At 61.1% G+C, this 15,978-nt stretch carries 15 protein-coding genes; 3 read left to right on the top strand and 12 right to left on the bottom strand.

What is annotated here, in order from left to right:
• Position 1: 1 nt before the first annotated feature.
• From CRO46_RS03635 to CRO46_RS03600, 8 genes are all read right to left on the bottom strand, one after another.
• On the bottom strand, positions 2 to 970 hold the full coding sequence (locus tag CRO46_RS03635) for a methyltetrahydrofolate cobalamin methyltransferase (RefSeq protein WP_097105151.1): 969 nt from the start codon (positions 968 to 970) through the stop codon (positions 2 to 4).
• A gap of 77 nt (positions 971 to 1,047) precedes the next feature.
• Positions 1,048 to 2,148, bottom strand: a complete 1,101-nt coding sequence (locus tag CRO46_RS03630; RefSeq protein ID WP_097105149.1) for a methylenetetrahydrofolate reductase — start codon at positions 2,146 to 2,148, stop codon at positions 1,048 to 1,050.
• Positions 2,145 to 2,735 (bottom strand): methylenetetrahydrofolate reductase C-terminal domain-containing protein, encoded by a 591-nt coding sequence (locus CRO46_RS03625; protein WP_097105147.1) that lies wholly within the window; start codon positions 2,733 to 2,735, stop codon positions 2,145 to 2,147. The genes CRO46_RS03630 and CRO46_RS03625 overlap by 4 nt, the downstream gene beginning before the upstream one ends.
• Entirely contained in the window at positions 2,728 to 3,033 is a 306-nt protein-coding gene (locus CRO46_RS03620) for a virulence factor (RefSeq protein WP_097105146.1), read from the bottom strand. The genes CRO46_RS03625 and CRO46_RS03620 overlap by 8 nt, the downstream gene beginning before the upstream one ends.
• A gap of 142 nt (positions 3,034 to 3,175) precedes the next feature.
• On the bottom strand, positions 3,176 to 3,946 hold the full coding sequence (locus CRO46_RS03615) for a formyl transferase (RefSeq protein WP_097105144.1): 771 nt from the start codon (positions 3,944 to 3,946) through the stop codon (positions 3,176 to 3,178).
• 225 nt (positions 3,947 to 4,171) lie between these two features.
• Complete coding sequence (locus CRO46_RS03610) at positions 4,172 to 4,816, bottom strand: exopolysaccharide biosynthesis protein (protein ID WP_097105143.1); 645 nt, start codon at positions 4,814 to 4,816, stop codon at positions 4,172 to 4,174.
• Positions 4,817 to 4,984: 168 nt separating this feature from the next.
• A complete protein-coding gene (locus CRO46_RS03605; RefSeq protein WP_097106473.1) occupies positions 4,985 to 5,602 on the bottom strand; it encodes a DUF1638 domain-containing protein in 618 nt (205 codons plus the stop codon).
• 223 nt (positions 5,603 to 5,825) lie between these two features.
• Positions 5,826 to 6,524: a corrinoid protein gene (locus tag CRO46_RS03600; protein ID WP_097105141.1), complete on the bottom strand. Its 699-nt coding sequence runs from the start codon at positions 6,522 to 6,524 to the stop codon at positions 5,826 to 5,828.
• Between the two features lie 266 nt (positions 6,525 to 6,790).
• Between CRO46_RS03600 and CRO46_RS03595 the strand changes: the two genes are divergently transcribed.
• Complete coding sequence (locus CRO46_RS03595) at positions 6,791 to 8,365, top strand: trimethylamine methyltransferase family protein (RefSeq protein ID WP_097106471.1); 1,575 nt, start codon at positions 6,791 to 6,793, stop codon at positions 8,363 to 8,365.
• A 112-nt stretch (positions 8,366 to 8,477) separates the two neighbouring features.
• Positions 8,478 to 9,185, top strand: a complete 708-nt coding sequence (locus CRO46_RS03590; RefSeq protein WP_097105140.1) for a ferredoxin — start codon at positions 8,478 to 8,480, stop codon at positions 9,183 to 9,185.
• 102 nt (positions 9,186 to 9,287) lie between these two features.
• Here CRO46_RS03590 and bmt read toward each other — a convergent pair whose 3' ends face one another.
• From bmt to CRO46_RS03570, 4 genes are all read right to left on the bottom strand, one after another.
• Positions 9,288 to 10,298 carry a betaine--homocysteine S-methyltransferase gene (gene bmt / locus CRO46_RS03585; protein ID WP_097105139.1) on the bottom strand — a complete coding sequence of 337 codons (1,011 nt, stop codon included), beginning with the start codon at positions 10,296 to 10,298 and terminating at the stop codon, positions 9,288 to 9,290.
• A 156-nt stretch (positions 10,299 to 10,454) separates the two neighbouring features.
• The gene (locus CRO46_RS03580) at positions 10,455 to 11,507 is read right to left on the bottom strand and encodes a quaternary amine ABC transporter ATP-binding protein (RefSeq protein WP_097105137.1); all 1,053 of its coding nucleotides are present in this window, start codon (positions 11,505 to 11,507) and stop codon (positions 10,455 to 10,457) included.
• On the bottom strand, positions 11,500 to 12,387 hold the full coding sequence (locus CRO46_RS03575) for an ABC transporter permease (protein WP_097105136.1): 888 nt from the start codon (positions 12,385 to 12,387) through the stop codon (positions 11,500 to 11,502). The genes CRO46_RS03580 and CRO46_RS03575 overlap by 8 nt, the downstream gene beginning before the upstream one ends.
• A 98-nt stretch (positions 12,388 to 12,485) precedes the next feature.
• A complete protein-coding gene (locus tag CRO46_RS03570) occupies positions 12,486 to 13,493 on the bottom strand; it encodes an ABC transporter substrate-binding protein (RefSeq protein WP_097105134.1) in 1,008 nt (335 codons plus the stop codon).
• A 987-nt stretch (positions 13,494 to 14,480) separates the two neighbouring features.
• Between CRO46_RS03570 and CRO46_RS03565 the strand changes: the two genes are divergently transcribed.
• A complete protein-coding gene (locus CRO46_RS03565; protein ID WP_097105133.1) occupies positions 14,481 to 15,947 on the top strand; it encodes a cobyric acid synthase in 1,467 nt (488 codons plus the stop codon).
• Positions 15,948 to 15,978 lie beyond the last annotated feature (31 nt).

Raw genomic sequence — 15,978 nt, 5'->3', positions numbered from 1 at the left:
GTTATGCCCCGCCGGCGCGGGCTGCGCGTCCGCCGCGGCGCCGGCCGCCGCTGCTGCCTTCGCCCGAGGAGGCGGTGGATTGGGCGGCGGGCGCAGACCCGGCCGCGTGCGGCTGGTAGTCCTTGTAGGTCTTGATCCAGGTCATGCAGTTGGGGTCGTTGCCCTTGAGCACATTGGCGGCGCGCACGGCTTCCATTTCCTGCGGACGGCAGGGGTTCATGATCGCCGAGGTCATGCCGGCGCCGATCACCATCGGGATGAAGCCGGCATTGATGCCGTGGCGGTGGGGCAGGCCAAAGGAGATGTTGGAGAGGCCGCAGGTGGTGTTGACCTTGAGCTCGTTGCGAAGCCGGTGCAAAAGCGCAAAGACCTGCTGTCCGGCGGTGCCCATGGCGCCGATCGGCATGACCAGCGGATCGACCACGATGTCATGCGGCTTGATGCCGTAATCGGCGGCGTGCTCGACGATCTTCTTGGCGACGGCAAAGCGCACGTCGGGATCTTCGGAAATGCCGGTCTCGTCGTTGGAGATCGCCACCACCGGCACATCGTATTTCTTGCACAGCGGCAGAATTGCCTCGAGCTTTTCCATTTCGCCGGTGACCGAATTGACCAGCGGGCGGCCCTTGGCGACCTTGAGCGCTGCTTCGATGGCGGCGGTCACCGAGCTGTCGATGGACAAGGGCACATCGACCAGGCTCTGGACGATCTCCATGGTCTGGACCAGCAGGCCGGGTTCGGTCTCGTTGGGATTGACCGAGGTGACGCCGGCATTGACATCAAGCATGGTGGCGCCGGCGGCGACCTGTTCCAGCGCATCCTTCCGCACGGTCTCGAAATTGCCCTCGATCATCTCGGCGGCGAGTTTCTTGCGTCCTGTCGGGTTGATGCGTTCGCCGATCACGCAGAAAGGCTGATCAAAGCCGATGATCACTTCTTTGGTGGCGGAGGCGACGATGGTACGGGTCATGTTCGGTCCTTCGGTGAAGACATAAAGATTTGCTTATATCGTTATAGAGATTTGGCGGCGAGTGCAAGTCTCGAAGCTCATTCCTGTGTGTCGCTGTCGCCGGCTGCGCCGGCCATTTCATGCAACAGGTGCTTTGGCTTTTCGAGAATTTCCTCGAGGCGCTCGGCCACCAGCTGATCGACGGGATTGGGTTCCTTCCGCCAGGGCCTGCGGCCCTTGAGGACGCCGGATTCATGCACGATTTCTGCGACAAACTCTTCCTGCCGGTACGCCATGACGTGGATGCCCGAAACGCCTTCGATTTCCTTGACCTCGTTGATGATGTCGATGCACAGGCGCTTGCCTTCCTGTTTCTGGTCCGCTGCGCCTTCCAGGCGCTTGATGACGTCGTCGGGAATGTGCACGCCGGGCACATTGGAGCGCATCCATTTCGCGGTCTTCGCCGAGGCCAGCGGGCCGACGCCGCACATGATGAAGCACTCCTTGTCGAGCCCCATGTCGCGGACCTGCTGCATGTATTTCCTGAACATCGGTACGTCGTAGCAATACTGGCTCTGGACGAACTGGGCTCCGGCGGCGATCTTCTTGGCGAGCCGGTGCGGACGGAAATCATGCGGCGGGGCGAAGGGGTTGATCGCGGCTCCGAGGAATACGGTTGGCGGGCTGGTGAGCTTGCGGCCGGAAAGGAACTTGGAATTGTCGCGCATGATGCGGATGGTTTCGAGCAACGACATGCAGTCGAGATCGAACACCGGTTTGGCGCCGGGCTGGTCACCGGCCTGCACACCGTCACCGGTCAGGCACAGGATGTTCTGCACCCCCATTGCCGACGCACCGAGCACATCGCCCTGAATGGCAATGCGGTTCTTGTCACGGCAGGAGATCTGCAGGATCGGGGCGTAACCCATGCGCGTGAGCAGTGCGCAAATTCCCACCGATGACATATGCGCATTGGCGCCGGATGCGTCGACCGCGTTGATGCCGTCGACCCAGCCGTCAAAGATCGCCGCGCGCTCATAGACATCGTGCGGATTGGCGCTGTCGGGCGGGTTAAGTTCCGCGGTGACGGCGAATTCGCCGCGGCGCAGGATGCGCTCGAGCCGCCCAAGCGAAGAATGGCCGGGCAACGGCTCCAGCAGGGCGCTGGGGTCATGCGGATTGGTATCGGGCTGGGTCATTGCGCGGCACCCTGGGAAATAGCCGCTTCGCGTTCGGCTGCGGCGGCAGCCGTGACGCGGAGCCAGGAGGAGGTCTCGCGCAGCGACTGATCGACCGGTTTCTGCACCGCGAGAATATTGTCGCGGCCGTTCATCTTCTGGGCACCGGACCAGGCCTGGACCCAGACACAGGGCATGTCGGGCTCGACCTCGCAATGGCCGTTGGCACGGACCCCGCCGCAGGGACCGTTGCGCAGCTGCTTGGGGCAATTCATCGGGCAGGACATGCCGGTTGAAGACAGGGCGCACTGACCGCACATGCGGCAATCGAAAAGGAACCCCTTGGTGTGCTTCTCGATGAACTTGATCGGCCCTTCGGCGCGTTCGTAGCCGATCGCCTTCCACAATGGATGCAGCCTGAGAAACATCTCGGCAAAATGGGCGTAGAACCATTCCAGCGCCCTGGCGTGACGCACCGACCACAACCGGATGGCAAAGCTTCGGGCCTTGCGGCCGGTCGCCGAGACGCCCGACGGCTTGTAGGACGTCTTCTGCACGGCCTTCTTGTTCAGGCTTGCCTGGGTCGGTGTCGTCGGTTGGTCAGCCATGGCTCTCCCTGCCTCCGCCCTTGACCAGGGCGACCAGACGCTCCTTGTCGTAGGCTGCTTCAAGCTCCGCCGTCGCCTTGTCGGCTTCGGCTTCCAGATCATCGGAGACTTCAACCGGATCCGCCCGCCGCCATTCGGCCAGGTAATCGTCGGTCTCGGCAGCGCCGGTCCGCATGGCGCACATGTCGATCGCTTCGGTGAATCGAAGCGACAGCTCCCGCTTGGCGGTCGCGCGTCCCTTCTTGATGATCACCTGGGCGGGAATGTCGCGCCAGTAGACGACGATTCGGTTGGCCATTTGAGGTCTCCTTGACAGTTACAATGCGCATGGGAATTTCTGACAGCTTCGCTCACGACGACGCGCGGCACGTCAAAAACGACCTGCATGATACGGGGGATATTTTGGATGGGGCCGCGGGTCAAACCGCTCGGGCCGATGACTACCAGACGCGCTTGAACAACCCGGTGATGAGATAGGTCCAGATCGGGGGGTGAAAGCGCTGTACCGATGGCAGATTGCTGGGCCGGGTTTGCAGATTGCCGCTCAAGGCGTCCACGACCGCGCGCACGGCGATGTCGCGCGAGCCAGCGGCCATGGCGAGCGAATCGGTCAGCAGGGTCTCGCGTGGATCGGGCTTCATGAAGGCCTGGTAAAGGGTGCCGCCGGTGTCAACGCCGGCATCGACCAGATGCACGGTGGTGCCGTAATTCTCGTGGTCGCCGGTGGCACGGGCCCACCAGCCGCCAGCAAGTCCGCGGTACTTCGGATTGATGCCGGAGTGGTAGTTGATCACCGGGCAGGGGATAGCCGCAAGCGTCGCTTTCGACAGCATCCGGCATCCGGCCAGGAAGACGAGATCAGGTTGTCTTGCTGCGATCAGTTCCAGGCAGTCGCGTCCGTTGGCGGAAGAGACGCGGGTGACCGGGATTTCGGGCAAGAGTTCGGGCTGAGCGCCGCTGGTGGTGATGATCTCGTTGCTTCGCCTTTGTGCGAAACGCTTGCCAAAGCGGGAAATCACCATGGTTCCGAACTGGCCTGCGGTTTGGAACCATCCGACCCGGCGCGCCCGGCGCCTTAGAAAGAGACTTTTGGATTCAGGCTGTTCCAGCAAGACTTCGAGGTTGTCGAAGCGGTTCGCCAGGGCGTTGACGATGACCCAGGCATAGCTTCCGCCTGCCGTGATAACGATGATCTTGTTCTGACTTGTCATGATGATCCCACCCTGCTGAGCTCACAGCATAGCCCGGCCGGGGTTAAGATCCGGCTACAGCGCCGCCCATCCAATCGGATGCGCAAAGGTCGCTGTAACGCTGTGAAACGATGCATGTACGTTATCGTTCAGGTGAATCCATTTGAACGCGACATGCATCAGCGACGAACACGATGCGATCAGGATAGCGATCTTACCGGGCGAACGGCGGCAGGTTCTTCCGGATCAGAAAATGTGCATCAGGAATGCGCCCGTGGCTGTGACCACGAAACCGGCGACGGCGAAGGAAACCACGCCGGCCAGAGCGCCGAGAGCCAGGCAATTGCCGTCGCGCTCGGTGTGGGCGACGCCGAGAATGGCGACGGCAAAGGCCGGCAGCCAGTTGCCGAAGGGGATCGGCAGGACACAGGTAATACCCAAGAGCAGGGCAAAGATCCCGAACAACCGCTCGCGGATTGGTCCACCCAGAGGCCAGTTGCGTGGCCGCACCCAGTTTTCGGCGCTGCGCAACCAGGGAGAAACCCGGGTCACCATGCGCTGGAAGGTGGCGCGGTCAATCGTGTAGTTGGCGAGGGCGCGGGGCAGCCAGACCTTCTGGTAGCCGATCACCATCTGCCACGCGACGAACACCATCGGCAGGCCGAGCACCATGGTGGCGCCGGGTGGCAGCGGAATGAGATTGGGGAGCGCAAACACCAGGAGAAATGCGCCGAAAGAACGGTCATCGAGCGCATTGGCGATTTCGCGCATGCTGACACGTTCACCGGCATCCCGCGCCAGGCGTTCAAGAAGCTCCGAAAGCTTTTCGGGATGCTTGCGCGTGCCGGCAGTGATGCCGGGAACGGTGACGGCGGCGGAATGGTGAATCACTGCGGGGTTCCTGAATGACGACAGGTTCTCATCTAAGCACGGATTGCTTAAAAATTGTGGCAATAATGCTCCTGCTGCGAGACCGGAAAAATATATTTGCGTTAACGAATTGATCCGCCGGGCTCGAATGGCTGACGGGCGCTATTTCCCGCTCATTTCCCGGATGTCTTACAGCGGCGCCAGCGCTGTGGCGAGCTCGCCATAGCCGGTAAATTGGCGTTCATAGCGCAGACCTAGTCGCTCGGCCGCAGCCCGGGCTCTTGCTTCCAGCTCGGGGTCATCGGTCTGGGCGAGGTACAGCGCGCGTTCGTAATGGGCGAAATAGGTCTCCCGCAATTCGGGAAAGCGGTCCAGCCCAAGCGGGCGTATCAGGAAAGTCTCGAAATGCCGGGCCAGGAAGTCAGTGATGAAAAAGGTGGTCATCATGTCGTCGCCGGCAGCTTCGAACGCCTGATTGCCGAGGTAGAAGGAGAAGCAGTGCGGGCCTTCGATCCGCTCAACGCCATGGGCGGCGCAAACCTTGTCGAGCTCACCGCCGGTGCCGCAATCGGCATAGCCGATGAAAATATGCTCATAGCCCTCATCGCGGGCCTTTCTAATGGCACGATCCACTGCGGGCGCGATTTTGTCCGGATGGTGGTGATAGTTTGCGTCGATGCATTTGAGGTCGACATGGTCATGTCCAAGCTGACGATTGACCGCCAAAACCTCGCGACCGATCATTCCGCAGGCGATCACCCGGACCTTTTTCCGGAATTGCCTTTCTGGAACTGATCTCTCCGTCATGATCACGCCTTTGAACCGGGCAAGTAACGCAGTACCGCCATCCGTCCGGTGCGTTTCGGAAGGCGTCATGCCCCGATAGCGCGGCCGTCCTGAGTGTTGCCCGGGCAGGATAGAAGGCGTGAGGCAAGACGTAAAGCAAGCGGCCATGCCGGACGAGCGAGCCCGAAGCAGCGGCTAACACGGGCCACCGCAGCGCTACTCCAACAGCTCCCACCGAGACTGATCAGGCACCGGCGAGGCTGTTGTGACGGCGCTTGATGAGTTCCTTGGCGGTCTCGACCGCAACAGCGGCATCGCGGCAATAGGCGTCCGCCCCCACGGCCTTGCCGAATTCCTCATTGAGGGGCGCACCGCCGACGAGCACGATGAAGTCGTCGCGGATGCCTTTCTCCTTCATCGTGTCGATAACCACCTTCATGTAGGGCATGGTGGTGGTGAGCAGGGCCGACATGCCGAGGATGTCGGGCTGCTCGCGCTCGATTGCCTCGATGTATTTCTCGACCGGATTGTTGATGCCCAGGTCGATGACGTCGAAGCCGGCACCTTCCATCATCATGCCGACCAGGTTCTTGCCGATGTCGTGGATGTCGCCCTTGACGGTGCCGATAACCATCTTGCCAAGCTTGGGAGCTCCGGTTTCGGCCAGGAGCGGGCGCAGGATGAACATCCCTGCCTTCATCGCATTGGCGCTCATGAGCACTTCAGGAACAAACAGAATGCCGTCGCGGAAATCCTCGCCAACGATGCGCATGCCTTCGACCAGGGCCTGGGTCAGGACGTCGTAGGGAGTCCAGCCGCGTTCGAGAAGGATATTCGTGCCTTCCTCGATTTCTTCCTTGAGTCCGTCATACAGATCGTCATGCATCTGCTGGACAAGTTCATCATCGGAGAGTTCGGACAGGATGATTTCTTCGTCAGACATCGGTTTCTCCCTTGAATGCTCCCGTCCGGCGGTTCGGCGCACCAGACCCATTCTGCATAGCGATATAGATGATTGTTTGCAAAAAGTTCCTTGAATGCGACGCACATGCCGGAAATTGCGACGGGGTGCGGTTTATCCGATATTCATGCTGCGCCAAGGCTTGGCGCTCAGAGGAATGTGCGGGGACGGGTTTTGACTAGCATGGAATGACCGGCGTGATGGTGCGCCGGCCAAGAATGAGCAGGCTTTTCATGGCGCAATCAGACATGCTTACCACACCCGAACTGGCTCAGGATGCAGCACCGGAAGCGGCCGCAGGACGCCGCGGCAGAGGCGCTGCGGCCCGGCGGGCGCAGCGCTCCGGCGGCGGCCCCGGCCTGTCGATGCCGTTTATCACCCGCAAACTCGGCACGTATGAGGTGCTGGACGAAGAAGGCCTGAGCCTGATCGAACGCAATGCCGACACGATTCTCGAGGAAATCGGGATCGAGTTTCGCGACGATGCCGAGGCGCTGGCGCTGTGGCGCGAAGCCGGCGCGGATGTGAAGGGAGAGCGGGTCCGGTTTCCCAAAGGGCTGTGCCGCGAGCTTTTGAAGGCCGCCCCTGAAGTGTTCACCCAGCATGCGCGCAATCCGGCGCGGTCAGTCCAGATCGGCGGCAAGGCGACGGTTTTTGCACCGGTCTACGGCCCGCCCTTCGTCCGCGATCTCGATGGCGAGCGGCGCTATGCGACGATCGAGGATTTCCGCAATTTCGTGAAGCTCGCCTATATGGCGCCGTCGTTGCACCATTCCGGCGGTACTGTCTGCGAGCCGGTCGACGTGCCGGTCAACAAGCGCCATCTCGATATGGTCTACAGCCACATGAAATACAGCGACAAGCCATTCATGGGCTCGGTGACCGCACCCGAACGGGCCGAAGACACGATCGAAATGTGCAAGATTTTGTTCGGCGCCGAGTTCGTTGACCAGAATTGCGTCACGCTCAACCTGATCAACGCCAACTCCCCGATGGTGTTTGACGAGACCATGGTGGGTGCGCTCAAGGTCTATGCCCGCAACAATCAGGCCTGTGTGGTTTCGCCGTTCATCCTTGCCGGCGCGATGAGCCCGGTGACGGTGGCGGGCACGCTGACCCAAATCCTCGCGGAAGTGCTTGCGGGTGCCGCCTTCACCCAGCTTATCCGTCCCGGTGCGCCGGTGCTGTTCGGAACATTCGCGGCCTCGATTTCGATGCAGTCGGGTGCACCGACCTTCGGAACGCCTGAACCCGCACTGGTGTCCTACGGTGCTGCGCAGCTGGCGCGGCGGCTGAAGATACCGTTCCGTACCGGCGGATCGTTGTGTGGCTCGAAAGTGCCTGACGCGCAGGCGGCACACGAAAGTGCCTCGACGCTCAACATGACGCTGCTGGCGGGCACCAACTTCGCACTGCATTCGGCCGGATGGCTGGAAGGCGGGCTGGTCAGCTCCTATGAAAAGTTCATGATCGATGTCGATCAGCTCGGCATGCAGCAGCGCTTTGCTGAAGGGGTTGACCTGTCGGAAACCGGGCAGGCGCTGGACGCCATTGCCGAAGTCGGTCCGGGCAACCATTATCTCGGTTGCGCGCACACGCAGGCCAATTTCCAGCAGGCGTTCTATCGCTCGTCGCTGGCTGACAACAATTCCTATGAACAATGGCTGGCCGAGGGCGAAAAGCGCATCGAGGAGCGGGCTCGCGGCCTTTGCCGGTCGTGGCTCGACAGCTATGTGGCACCGGAGCTCGATCCGGCAATCGACGAGGCGCTGCTGGCCTTTATCGCCGAGCGCAAGGATTCAATGCCAGACGCCTTTACTTGAACACAGCCCGGAACAGCCAGGGAGACAGGCGGGCAGGACAGGGTGGCGGGCCTTATTCACAAGGAGGTCTGGCGCTCTGCGTTCAAGGAGCGTAGCGGCGATCGGGGGCAGGGTGAATAACCAGCCGCATAATGCTGCGGTTGCGGCGGCACTGGAACCCTCTGGTCTGCAGCCGCGGGGATGGTTGGCGCCGGATGAGACTTCGGCGCCACGTCTTGCTAGCGGAAAGACTGCCAAAGCCATTTGCCTGGTGGGGCATGGTGGTGGCAGGTTCTGGCCGGTGTTTCGGGCCTGGCACAGAAAGTATCCGGACATTGCCGATCCGCTTGATGCCTGGTCGAAGGCAGTCCTTGAACCTGTCGCGGCCTTGCTGGGCGGGGAGGCGGTTTTTCCATCCGACCGGCCCTGGCAGCCATTTCAGCAATGGGCGATGGCCGCCGAACGCCTGAAGCCGTCACCACTCGGGCTACTGATCCATCCGCATTACGGGCTCTGGCACGGCTATCGCGGTGCGATCCTGTTCGCAGGAGCGCGGAGGGATGATGCGCCGTTCACAAGCGCCGGGATGACGGAACCGCAGCCAATGGTCGTTCACCCCTGTGATGCTTGCAGCGACAAGCCTTGCCTGTCCGCGTGTCCAGTCGGGGCTTTCAGCCTCTCCGGCTTTGCGGTCTCCGACTGCCGCACGTTTGTAAAGACCGAGGCCGGTACGACAACATGCATGGGCTCGGGCTGCCTGGCGCGGGATGCCTGCCCGGTCGGTCGCGAGTATCGTTATGGTCCCGAACAGATCCGCTTCCACATGGCAGCATTCGTCTAGGCGTCAGCAGTTACGGCGCAGGCCCGGGGCAGGCTCGGGGCAGGCGCAAAAAGAAGGCCGGTGCGTGAGCGTCGGCCTTTTGGTGTATGGGCGAATCTTGTTTCAGCCGCGACGGCCGCGGCGTTCGCGGGTCGGGGCAGGGCTGTCGGCGGCGACCGCGTTGCGCATCGGGCCGATGCGCTCGACGATGGTTTCCACCGTTGGGCGCTGGGCCTTGATGTGGCTGTCAACGGCCTCGCGCATGGCGGCAAGGTGGTTGCAGGACGTGCCGCAGCAGCCGCCGATGATACGGGCGCCTGCGTCGATGGCGAGACGCGCATAGTCCGCCATCAAAGGTGGGGTGCCGGAATAGTGGATCTCGGCGCCCCTGAATTCCGGAATGCCGCAATTGCCCTTGACCACGACGATCGCCTCGGGATCGGCGGCGGTCATGTCGAGCAACGACGACAGAATGTCGGAAGCGCCGACGCCGCAATTGGCACCGACCGCAAACGGGCCGTCGCCGATATCGCTGGCAATCGAATGAATGTCCCGCGGGTGCACGCCCATCATGGTCTTGCCGGCTGTGTCGAAGGAGCCGGTGTAAACGTAAGGAAGGCCGCAGCGCACGGCCGCTTCCGCAGCGGCACGGATCTCGTCGCGCGCCGACATGGTCTCGATCCATGCGACGTCGACGCCACCGGCCTTGAGCCCTTCGATCTGTTCAACGAAGGAGGCGACCGCATCTTCGTAGGTCATGGCACCCAGCGGCACCAGAAGATCTCCGGTCGGGCCGACGGAGCCGCCAACAATGATCTTTCGCGGTGCCTTGTCGGCAACGGCACGGGCGATCTCGGCCGCCTTCTTGTTGAGCGCGAAGACCCGGTCGTCGGCCTGGTGCAGCTTGAGCCGGTTGCGGGTGCCGCCGAAACTGTTGGTCAGAATGATGTCGGAGCCTGCATCGACAAAGTCCTGATGCAGTTTGGTGATCTTCTCGGGCGCCGTCTCAAGCCACAATTCCGGCGCCTCGCCGGATTCCAGCCCCATGGCAAACAGGTTGGTGCCGGTGGCGCCATCTGCGAGCAGAACGCCTTTTTCAGCCAGCAGGTCGGCAAGCGGGTTGGATACGGGCATACAAATCTCCTGTGATGTTGCATGTCGTATAAAGATATCTTTATGTCATTGCAATAGACCGGATGCCCGACGACGGAAAAACCCCGCGGGCAGGTGGCTGCCCGCGGGGTTCGTGTCTGGCTGAGTCAGCCTGTGGCTGCCGGATGAAGGCTGCGGTCAGGCTGCGGTTTCGTGATCGACAGGCGTAACCATGGCAGAGATGACATCGTGAATGTCCAGTGCGCCTACCGGCTTGCCTTCCCGATCGATGACATGTGCCATCGAAACATTGCTGTCGGTCATCTTCTTGGCCGCAACCTCAAGCACGGTTCCCTTCCTGACCGGCATGCCCTGGGGTTCGCCAGACAGGGGTGTCATCACCATGTCGACCGAGATCACCCGGCCGCGATTGACCTCGCGCACGAAGCTGGAGATGTACTCGTCGGCCGGTCGCAGCACGATTTCCTGCTTGGTGCCCTGCTGGACCACTTCGCCATCGCGCAGGATGGCAATGCGATCGCCGAGCCGCAACGCCTCGTCCAGATCGTGGGTGATAAAGACCACGGTCTTGCGGATTTCCTTCTGCAGATCGAGAAGCACGCTCTGCATGTCCATGCGGATCAATGGATCGAGGGCTGAGAAGGCTTCGTCCATCAGAAGGATCGGTGCATCATTGGTCAGGGCGCGCGCGAGACCGACGCGCTGCTGCATTCCGCCGGAAAGCTGGTTCGGATAATTGTCCTCGAAACCATCCAGGCCGACGCGGGAGATCCAGCGCCGGGCATGTTCCTCCTGTTGCTTGCGCGGGATGCCCTGGATTTCAAGGCCGTACACCGAGTTTTCGAGGACGGTGCGGTGAGGCAGAAGCGCGAATTTCTGGAAAACCATCGCCGTTTTGTGACGGCGGAACTCGCGCAGTTCGGTCTCGTTCATCTTCACCACATCCTCGTCGCCGACGATGACTTCGCCCGCAGTCGGGTCGATCAACCGGTTGATGTGGCGGATCAGCGTCGACTTCCCGGAGCCTGACAGGCCCATGACGACCTGAATGCCGCCGCCGGGCATATCGATGTTGATGTCCTTGAGACCGAGCACATGATTGTGCTTCTCGTTGAGTTCGGACTTGGTCATGCCGCCCTTGACGGCGTCGACATAGTCTTCCGGGTTTGATCCGAAAATCTTGTAGAGATTCTTGATCGAAATGCCGATCCCGGTGTGTTGCTCAGCCATGGACCACCTCCGTATGGCGTTGAAGCCGCTTGCCATAGGCCTGGCTGGCACGGTCGAAGATGATGGCAACGCCGACGATCGCGAGACCGTTGAGCACGCCGAGGGTGAAATACTGGTTGTTGATGGCCCTGAGCACCTGCTGGCCCAGGCCCTGGACCCCGACCATAGAGGCAACGACGACCATGGCGAGCGCCATCATGATGGTCTGGTTTATGCCTGCCATGATGGTCGGCAGAGCTAGCGGCATCTGCACGTTCTTGAGCCGCTGCCAGCTGGACGAACCGAATGCATCCGCAGCCTCGAGCACATCCACGTCAACCAGTCGAATGCCCAGATTGGTGAGGCGTATAATGGGGGGGATGGCGTAGATGATGACGGCGATCAGGCCGGGAACCTTGCCGATGCCGAAAAGCATGATCACCGGGATGAGATAAACGAAGCTTGGCATCGTCTGCATGATGTCGAGGATGGGATTGACCACGCTCTGAACGCGGTTGGAACGCGACATGCCGATACCGATAGGTATGCCGAAAATGATGGCCAGCACGGTTGCGACGAAGGTCATGGCGATCGTCTTCATCGTGTCTTCCCACATGCCGAACAGGCCGATGACGATCAGCACGACAACCGAGCTCAGCGTGATCTTCCAGGAGCGGCTTGCGATCCAGACCAGAAAGGCAACAATACCCAGGATCAAAGGCCAGGGCATATCGGTCATGAAATTTTCGGAATTGATCAGGAACCATTTGACCGGCTCGAACAGCAGTTCGATCGATTCACCATAGGCTCGTGTAAACTCGCGAAAGGCGCCATCCACCGTCAGGCGAATGTTGCGCAAGGTACTTGTTCCCAGGTCGGGAAACTCGATCAGCCATTCCATTGGCCCACCCCCTGTCATTTCTTTTCATTGGTCTTGCCGGCATGGGCTGCCGGAAAAGGAAGGGGCGGTTTGAAACCGCCCCTTGGATGTTCACGGGATCAAAGGGCTGCCTTGATCTTTTCTGCAACTTCCGGGGAAACCCACTCACCCCAGACGTCCTCGCTGTTTTCGAGGAAGTAATAGGCTGTGTCCTCACCGGTTGCCTGGTTTGCGTCTTTCCAGGCCAGCAGCCCGTTGACGGTCTCGTTGGACCAGGAGCGGCTCTTGAGGTAGTCGAGAGCCGGACCAGCGCGCTTGGCGAAGGAATCGGTCACCACGGTGTAGACTTCCGACTTCGGCCAGGCGTTCTTCTGCGGGTCTGCGCATTCGGCATCGACCATGCAGCTGTCCCACGCGGCCTTGTCGAACTCGGCGTTGAAGCCGAGCAGGGTCATCGGATAGTTGCCGAGAATGGCGGTCGGCGCCCAGTAGTAGCCGAGCCAGCCTTCTTCCTTGCCGTAGGCATTGGCGATCGAGCCGTCGAGACCTGCAGCGGACCCGGAGTCAACCAGGACGAAGCCCTTTTCCTCGGCATCGTGTGCGCGGAAGAAGTTGGCGGTCGTGATCTGGCAGTTCCAGCCCGACGGGCAGTTGTAGACCGCGCCCTTGGACGGATCTTCCGGAGCCGGGAACAGGTCCGGGCGGGCCAGCGCGTCGTCGATGGTCTTGATGTCGGGGTTGGCGTCGGCGATGTATTTGGGGATCCACCAGCCTTCAACGCCGCCGTCCGACAGAGATTCCGCCGCATAGACCAGACGGCCTTCATCGACAGCCTTGTCGAGCGGCTCGCGCACCGCGTTGATCCAGGCCTCGGGCGCGACGTCAGGCTCGCCCTTTTCCATCATCGAGGTCAGTGTCGGCATGGTGTCGCCGGGAACGAGTTCGACGTCGCAGCCATAACCCTCGGACAGGATGATGTTGTCGATGTTGGCCAGAACCTCGGCGGATGCCCAGTTCATGTTGGCCACGGTGACGCGGCCGCATTCGCCATGCGATTCAGCCTGAGCGACGCCGGCAAAGCCTACGAGGCCAGCTGCAAGGACGGTGGAAGCGAGAAGCTTCTTCATAGGTAAGACCTCCCAGTCTTGTTGCTGCAGTGATAATTTCGTTGTTCGGCGGATCCGGTCACTGCTGTTTGCCGGATGCCGATGGAATTGAAGGCCCGTCGCCGTGTTGGCCGTCGAGAACCACACCATACGCCTTTTACGGCGCACAAGCGACGTCAAGCGGCGCAAACGCATCCTGCAGACTTCGGCCACAGGGTTTTTGCCGTTTAAAAAGCCGCCTTTAAGGGTAAGGACTTGGCCAAAGAAATCAACTGCGGCAATGAGAAATCGTAAATTGCCCCAGGCGTCGGTGGTGCGTCGCGTCATGGTTTTGCGGGCGCAGCAAATAAAATGCGTGATTCATAAAAGTTTAGGGTTTCAATAACTCTCCGGTAACGATGTCCGGGTTACATCTACTTCCACGGCGGGGGACAACCGCCGACCATTCCGGATCAGGTATTGCGTACCGGAGTGCCGCGACCCTCGCGCGTATTTGTGAGGGCGTCAGAGTATTTGGCAGGCCGCTTGTATCGTTTGATGCAGGCGGCCTTCGCATTTCAGCGGTCAGGCAAAGAAAAAGGCCGGATGAATGTCTCACCCGGCCTCGTTCCGGGCGGTTAACCCGGCGAATAACTTTGTGTCGTGTCTTCAGTGTCCAGTAAGGCTGCGGAAGAAGCTCTTGAGAACGCCGTCACGGCGCTTCCTGGCGGGCTGCCGGCCGGGAACTTCATTGTTCCATGCGATCTGAACGCGGTTGGCGGAATTGTAAACGTAAAGCATCGCAATGCCCTTTCGGTCTGGTGTTGATGACGTTTCAATGGCCACTGCCATCTGTCGCAGCACTATGCCGATCTGACGGAATGCGATGCATTAAAACCGCCGCGGCGTGTCGCAAATCAGATGCCGAATAAAGAAATCTGCGCAATTTTTGAAACAGGGTTTCCACGGGGTTAACAGCCGGGCTTCAAACCGCTTTCGATCGTCGCATTGCAATGCTATCGACGGGCCATGACACAGGCATTGATGTTTCAGGGGACGGGGTCGGATGTGGGCAAGACCGTGCTGGTCGCGGGCTTCTGCCGGCTGGCTGCCAATCACGGGCTGAAGGTGCGGCCGTTCAAGCCGCAAAACATGTCCAACAATGCCGCCGTCGCCGACGATGGCGGCGAAATAGGCCGCGCGCAATGGCTGCAGGCGCTGGCCTGCCGGGTGCCCGCCAGCGTGCACATGAACCCGGTTCTGCTCAAGCCGCAGTCGGAAACCGGCTCGCAGGTTGTCGTGCAGGGCAAGGTGTTCGGCCAGGCGCGCGGACGCGACTACCAGAAGCTCAAGCCGAAGCTGATGGCGGCGGTTCTGGACAGTTTTGCCCGTGTCGCGGAAGGCGCCGATCTGGTGCTGGTCGAGGGGGCAGGTTCGCCGGCTGAGATCAATCTGCGTGCCGGCGACATCGCCAATATGGGATTTGCGACCTCTGCGGGTGTGCCGGTGGTGCTGGTGGGCGACATTGACCGCGGCGGGGTGATCGCCTCGGTGGTGGGAACCCACACCATCCTGCCCGACGAGGACAGGTCGATGATCGCCGCTTATCTGATCAACAAGTTTCGCGGCGATGTCAGCCTGTTCGATGACGGAATCACGTCTATCGGCGCCTTCACCGGATGGCCGTGCCTGGGTGTCGTACCCTGGCTGAATGCGGCGGCGCGGTTGCCGGCAGAAGATTCGGTGGCGCTGGAACGACTGGTGCGGGGGGAAGCGCGGGCGCTGAAGATCGCGGTGCCGGTGCTGTCACGGATTGCCAATTTCGACGATTTCGATCCACTCAGGGCCGAGCCCGAGGTGGAACTGGTTTTTGTCCGGCCAGGCGAGCGGGTGCCCGCAGACGCAGGTCTGGTGATCCTTCCAGGCTCGAAATCGACGATCTCCGATCTCGCCGATTTCCGGCGCCAGGGCTGGCATGCCGATCTCGAAGATCACCGGCGCCGGGGTGGCCGGATCATCGGAATCTGCGGCGGTCTACAGATGCTGGGGCGGATGGTGCGCGACCCGCACGGGATCGAGGGAGGTGAAACAGCCGCCGAGGGGCTCGGGTTTCTCGACATCGAGACCGAAATGGTGCCGGAAAAGACCGTTCGCAACATCAGGGCCCGCTCGGCGGAGTTTGATGTCGCGCTGTCAGGTTACGAAATCCATCTCGGGATCAGCAAGGGAGCTGATGCTGCCCGGCCGATGACGATTCTCGATGGCCGGCCGGACGGGGCGGTGTCGCCCGATGGCCGGGTCTCGGGGACCTATCTGCACGGTCTGTTCGATTCGGATGAATACCGTGCAAGGCTGCTGGCTGAATTCGGCATTCGTGGCGGCGAAAGCAATTACCGGGCTGATGTCGACAGAGCGCTGGACGAGATCGCCGAAGACCTGGACCGTCTGGTGGGGTTCGAGCAGCTGATGTGCACATCCGCATTGATCGGTCGTTGACAGATCGGAGGATGGCGCAGTCTCGATTGAC

The sequence above is a fragment of the Parahoeflea halophila genome (genome assembly GCF_900220985.1).
Classification (GTDB): domain Bacteria; phylum Pseudomonadota; class Alphaproteobacteria; order Rhizobiales; family Rhizobiaceae; genus Hoeflea; species Hoeflea halophila.
Note: the sequence above shows the minus strand (reverse complement) of the source record. Positions and strands in the feature narration are given on the sequence as shown.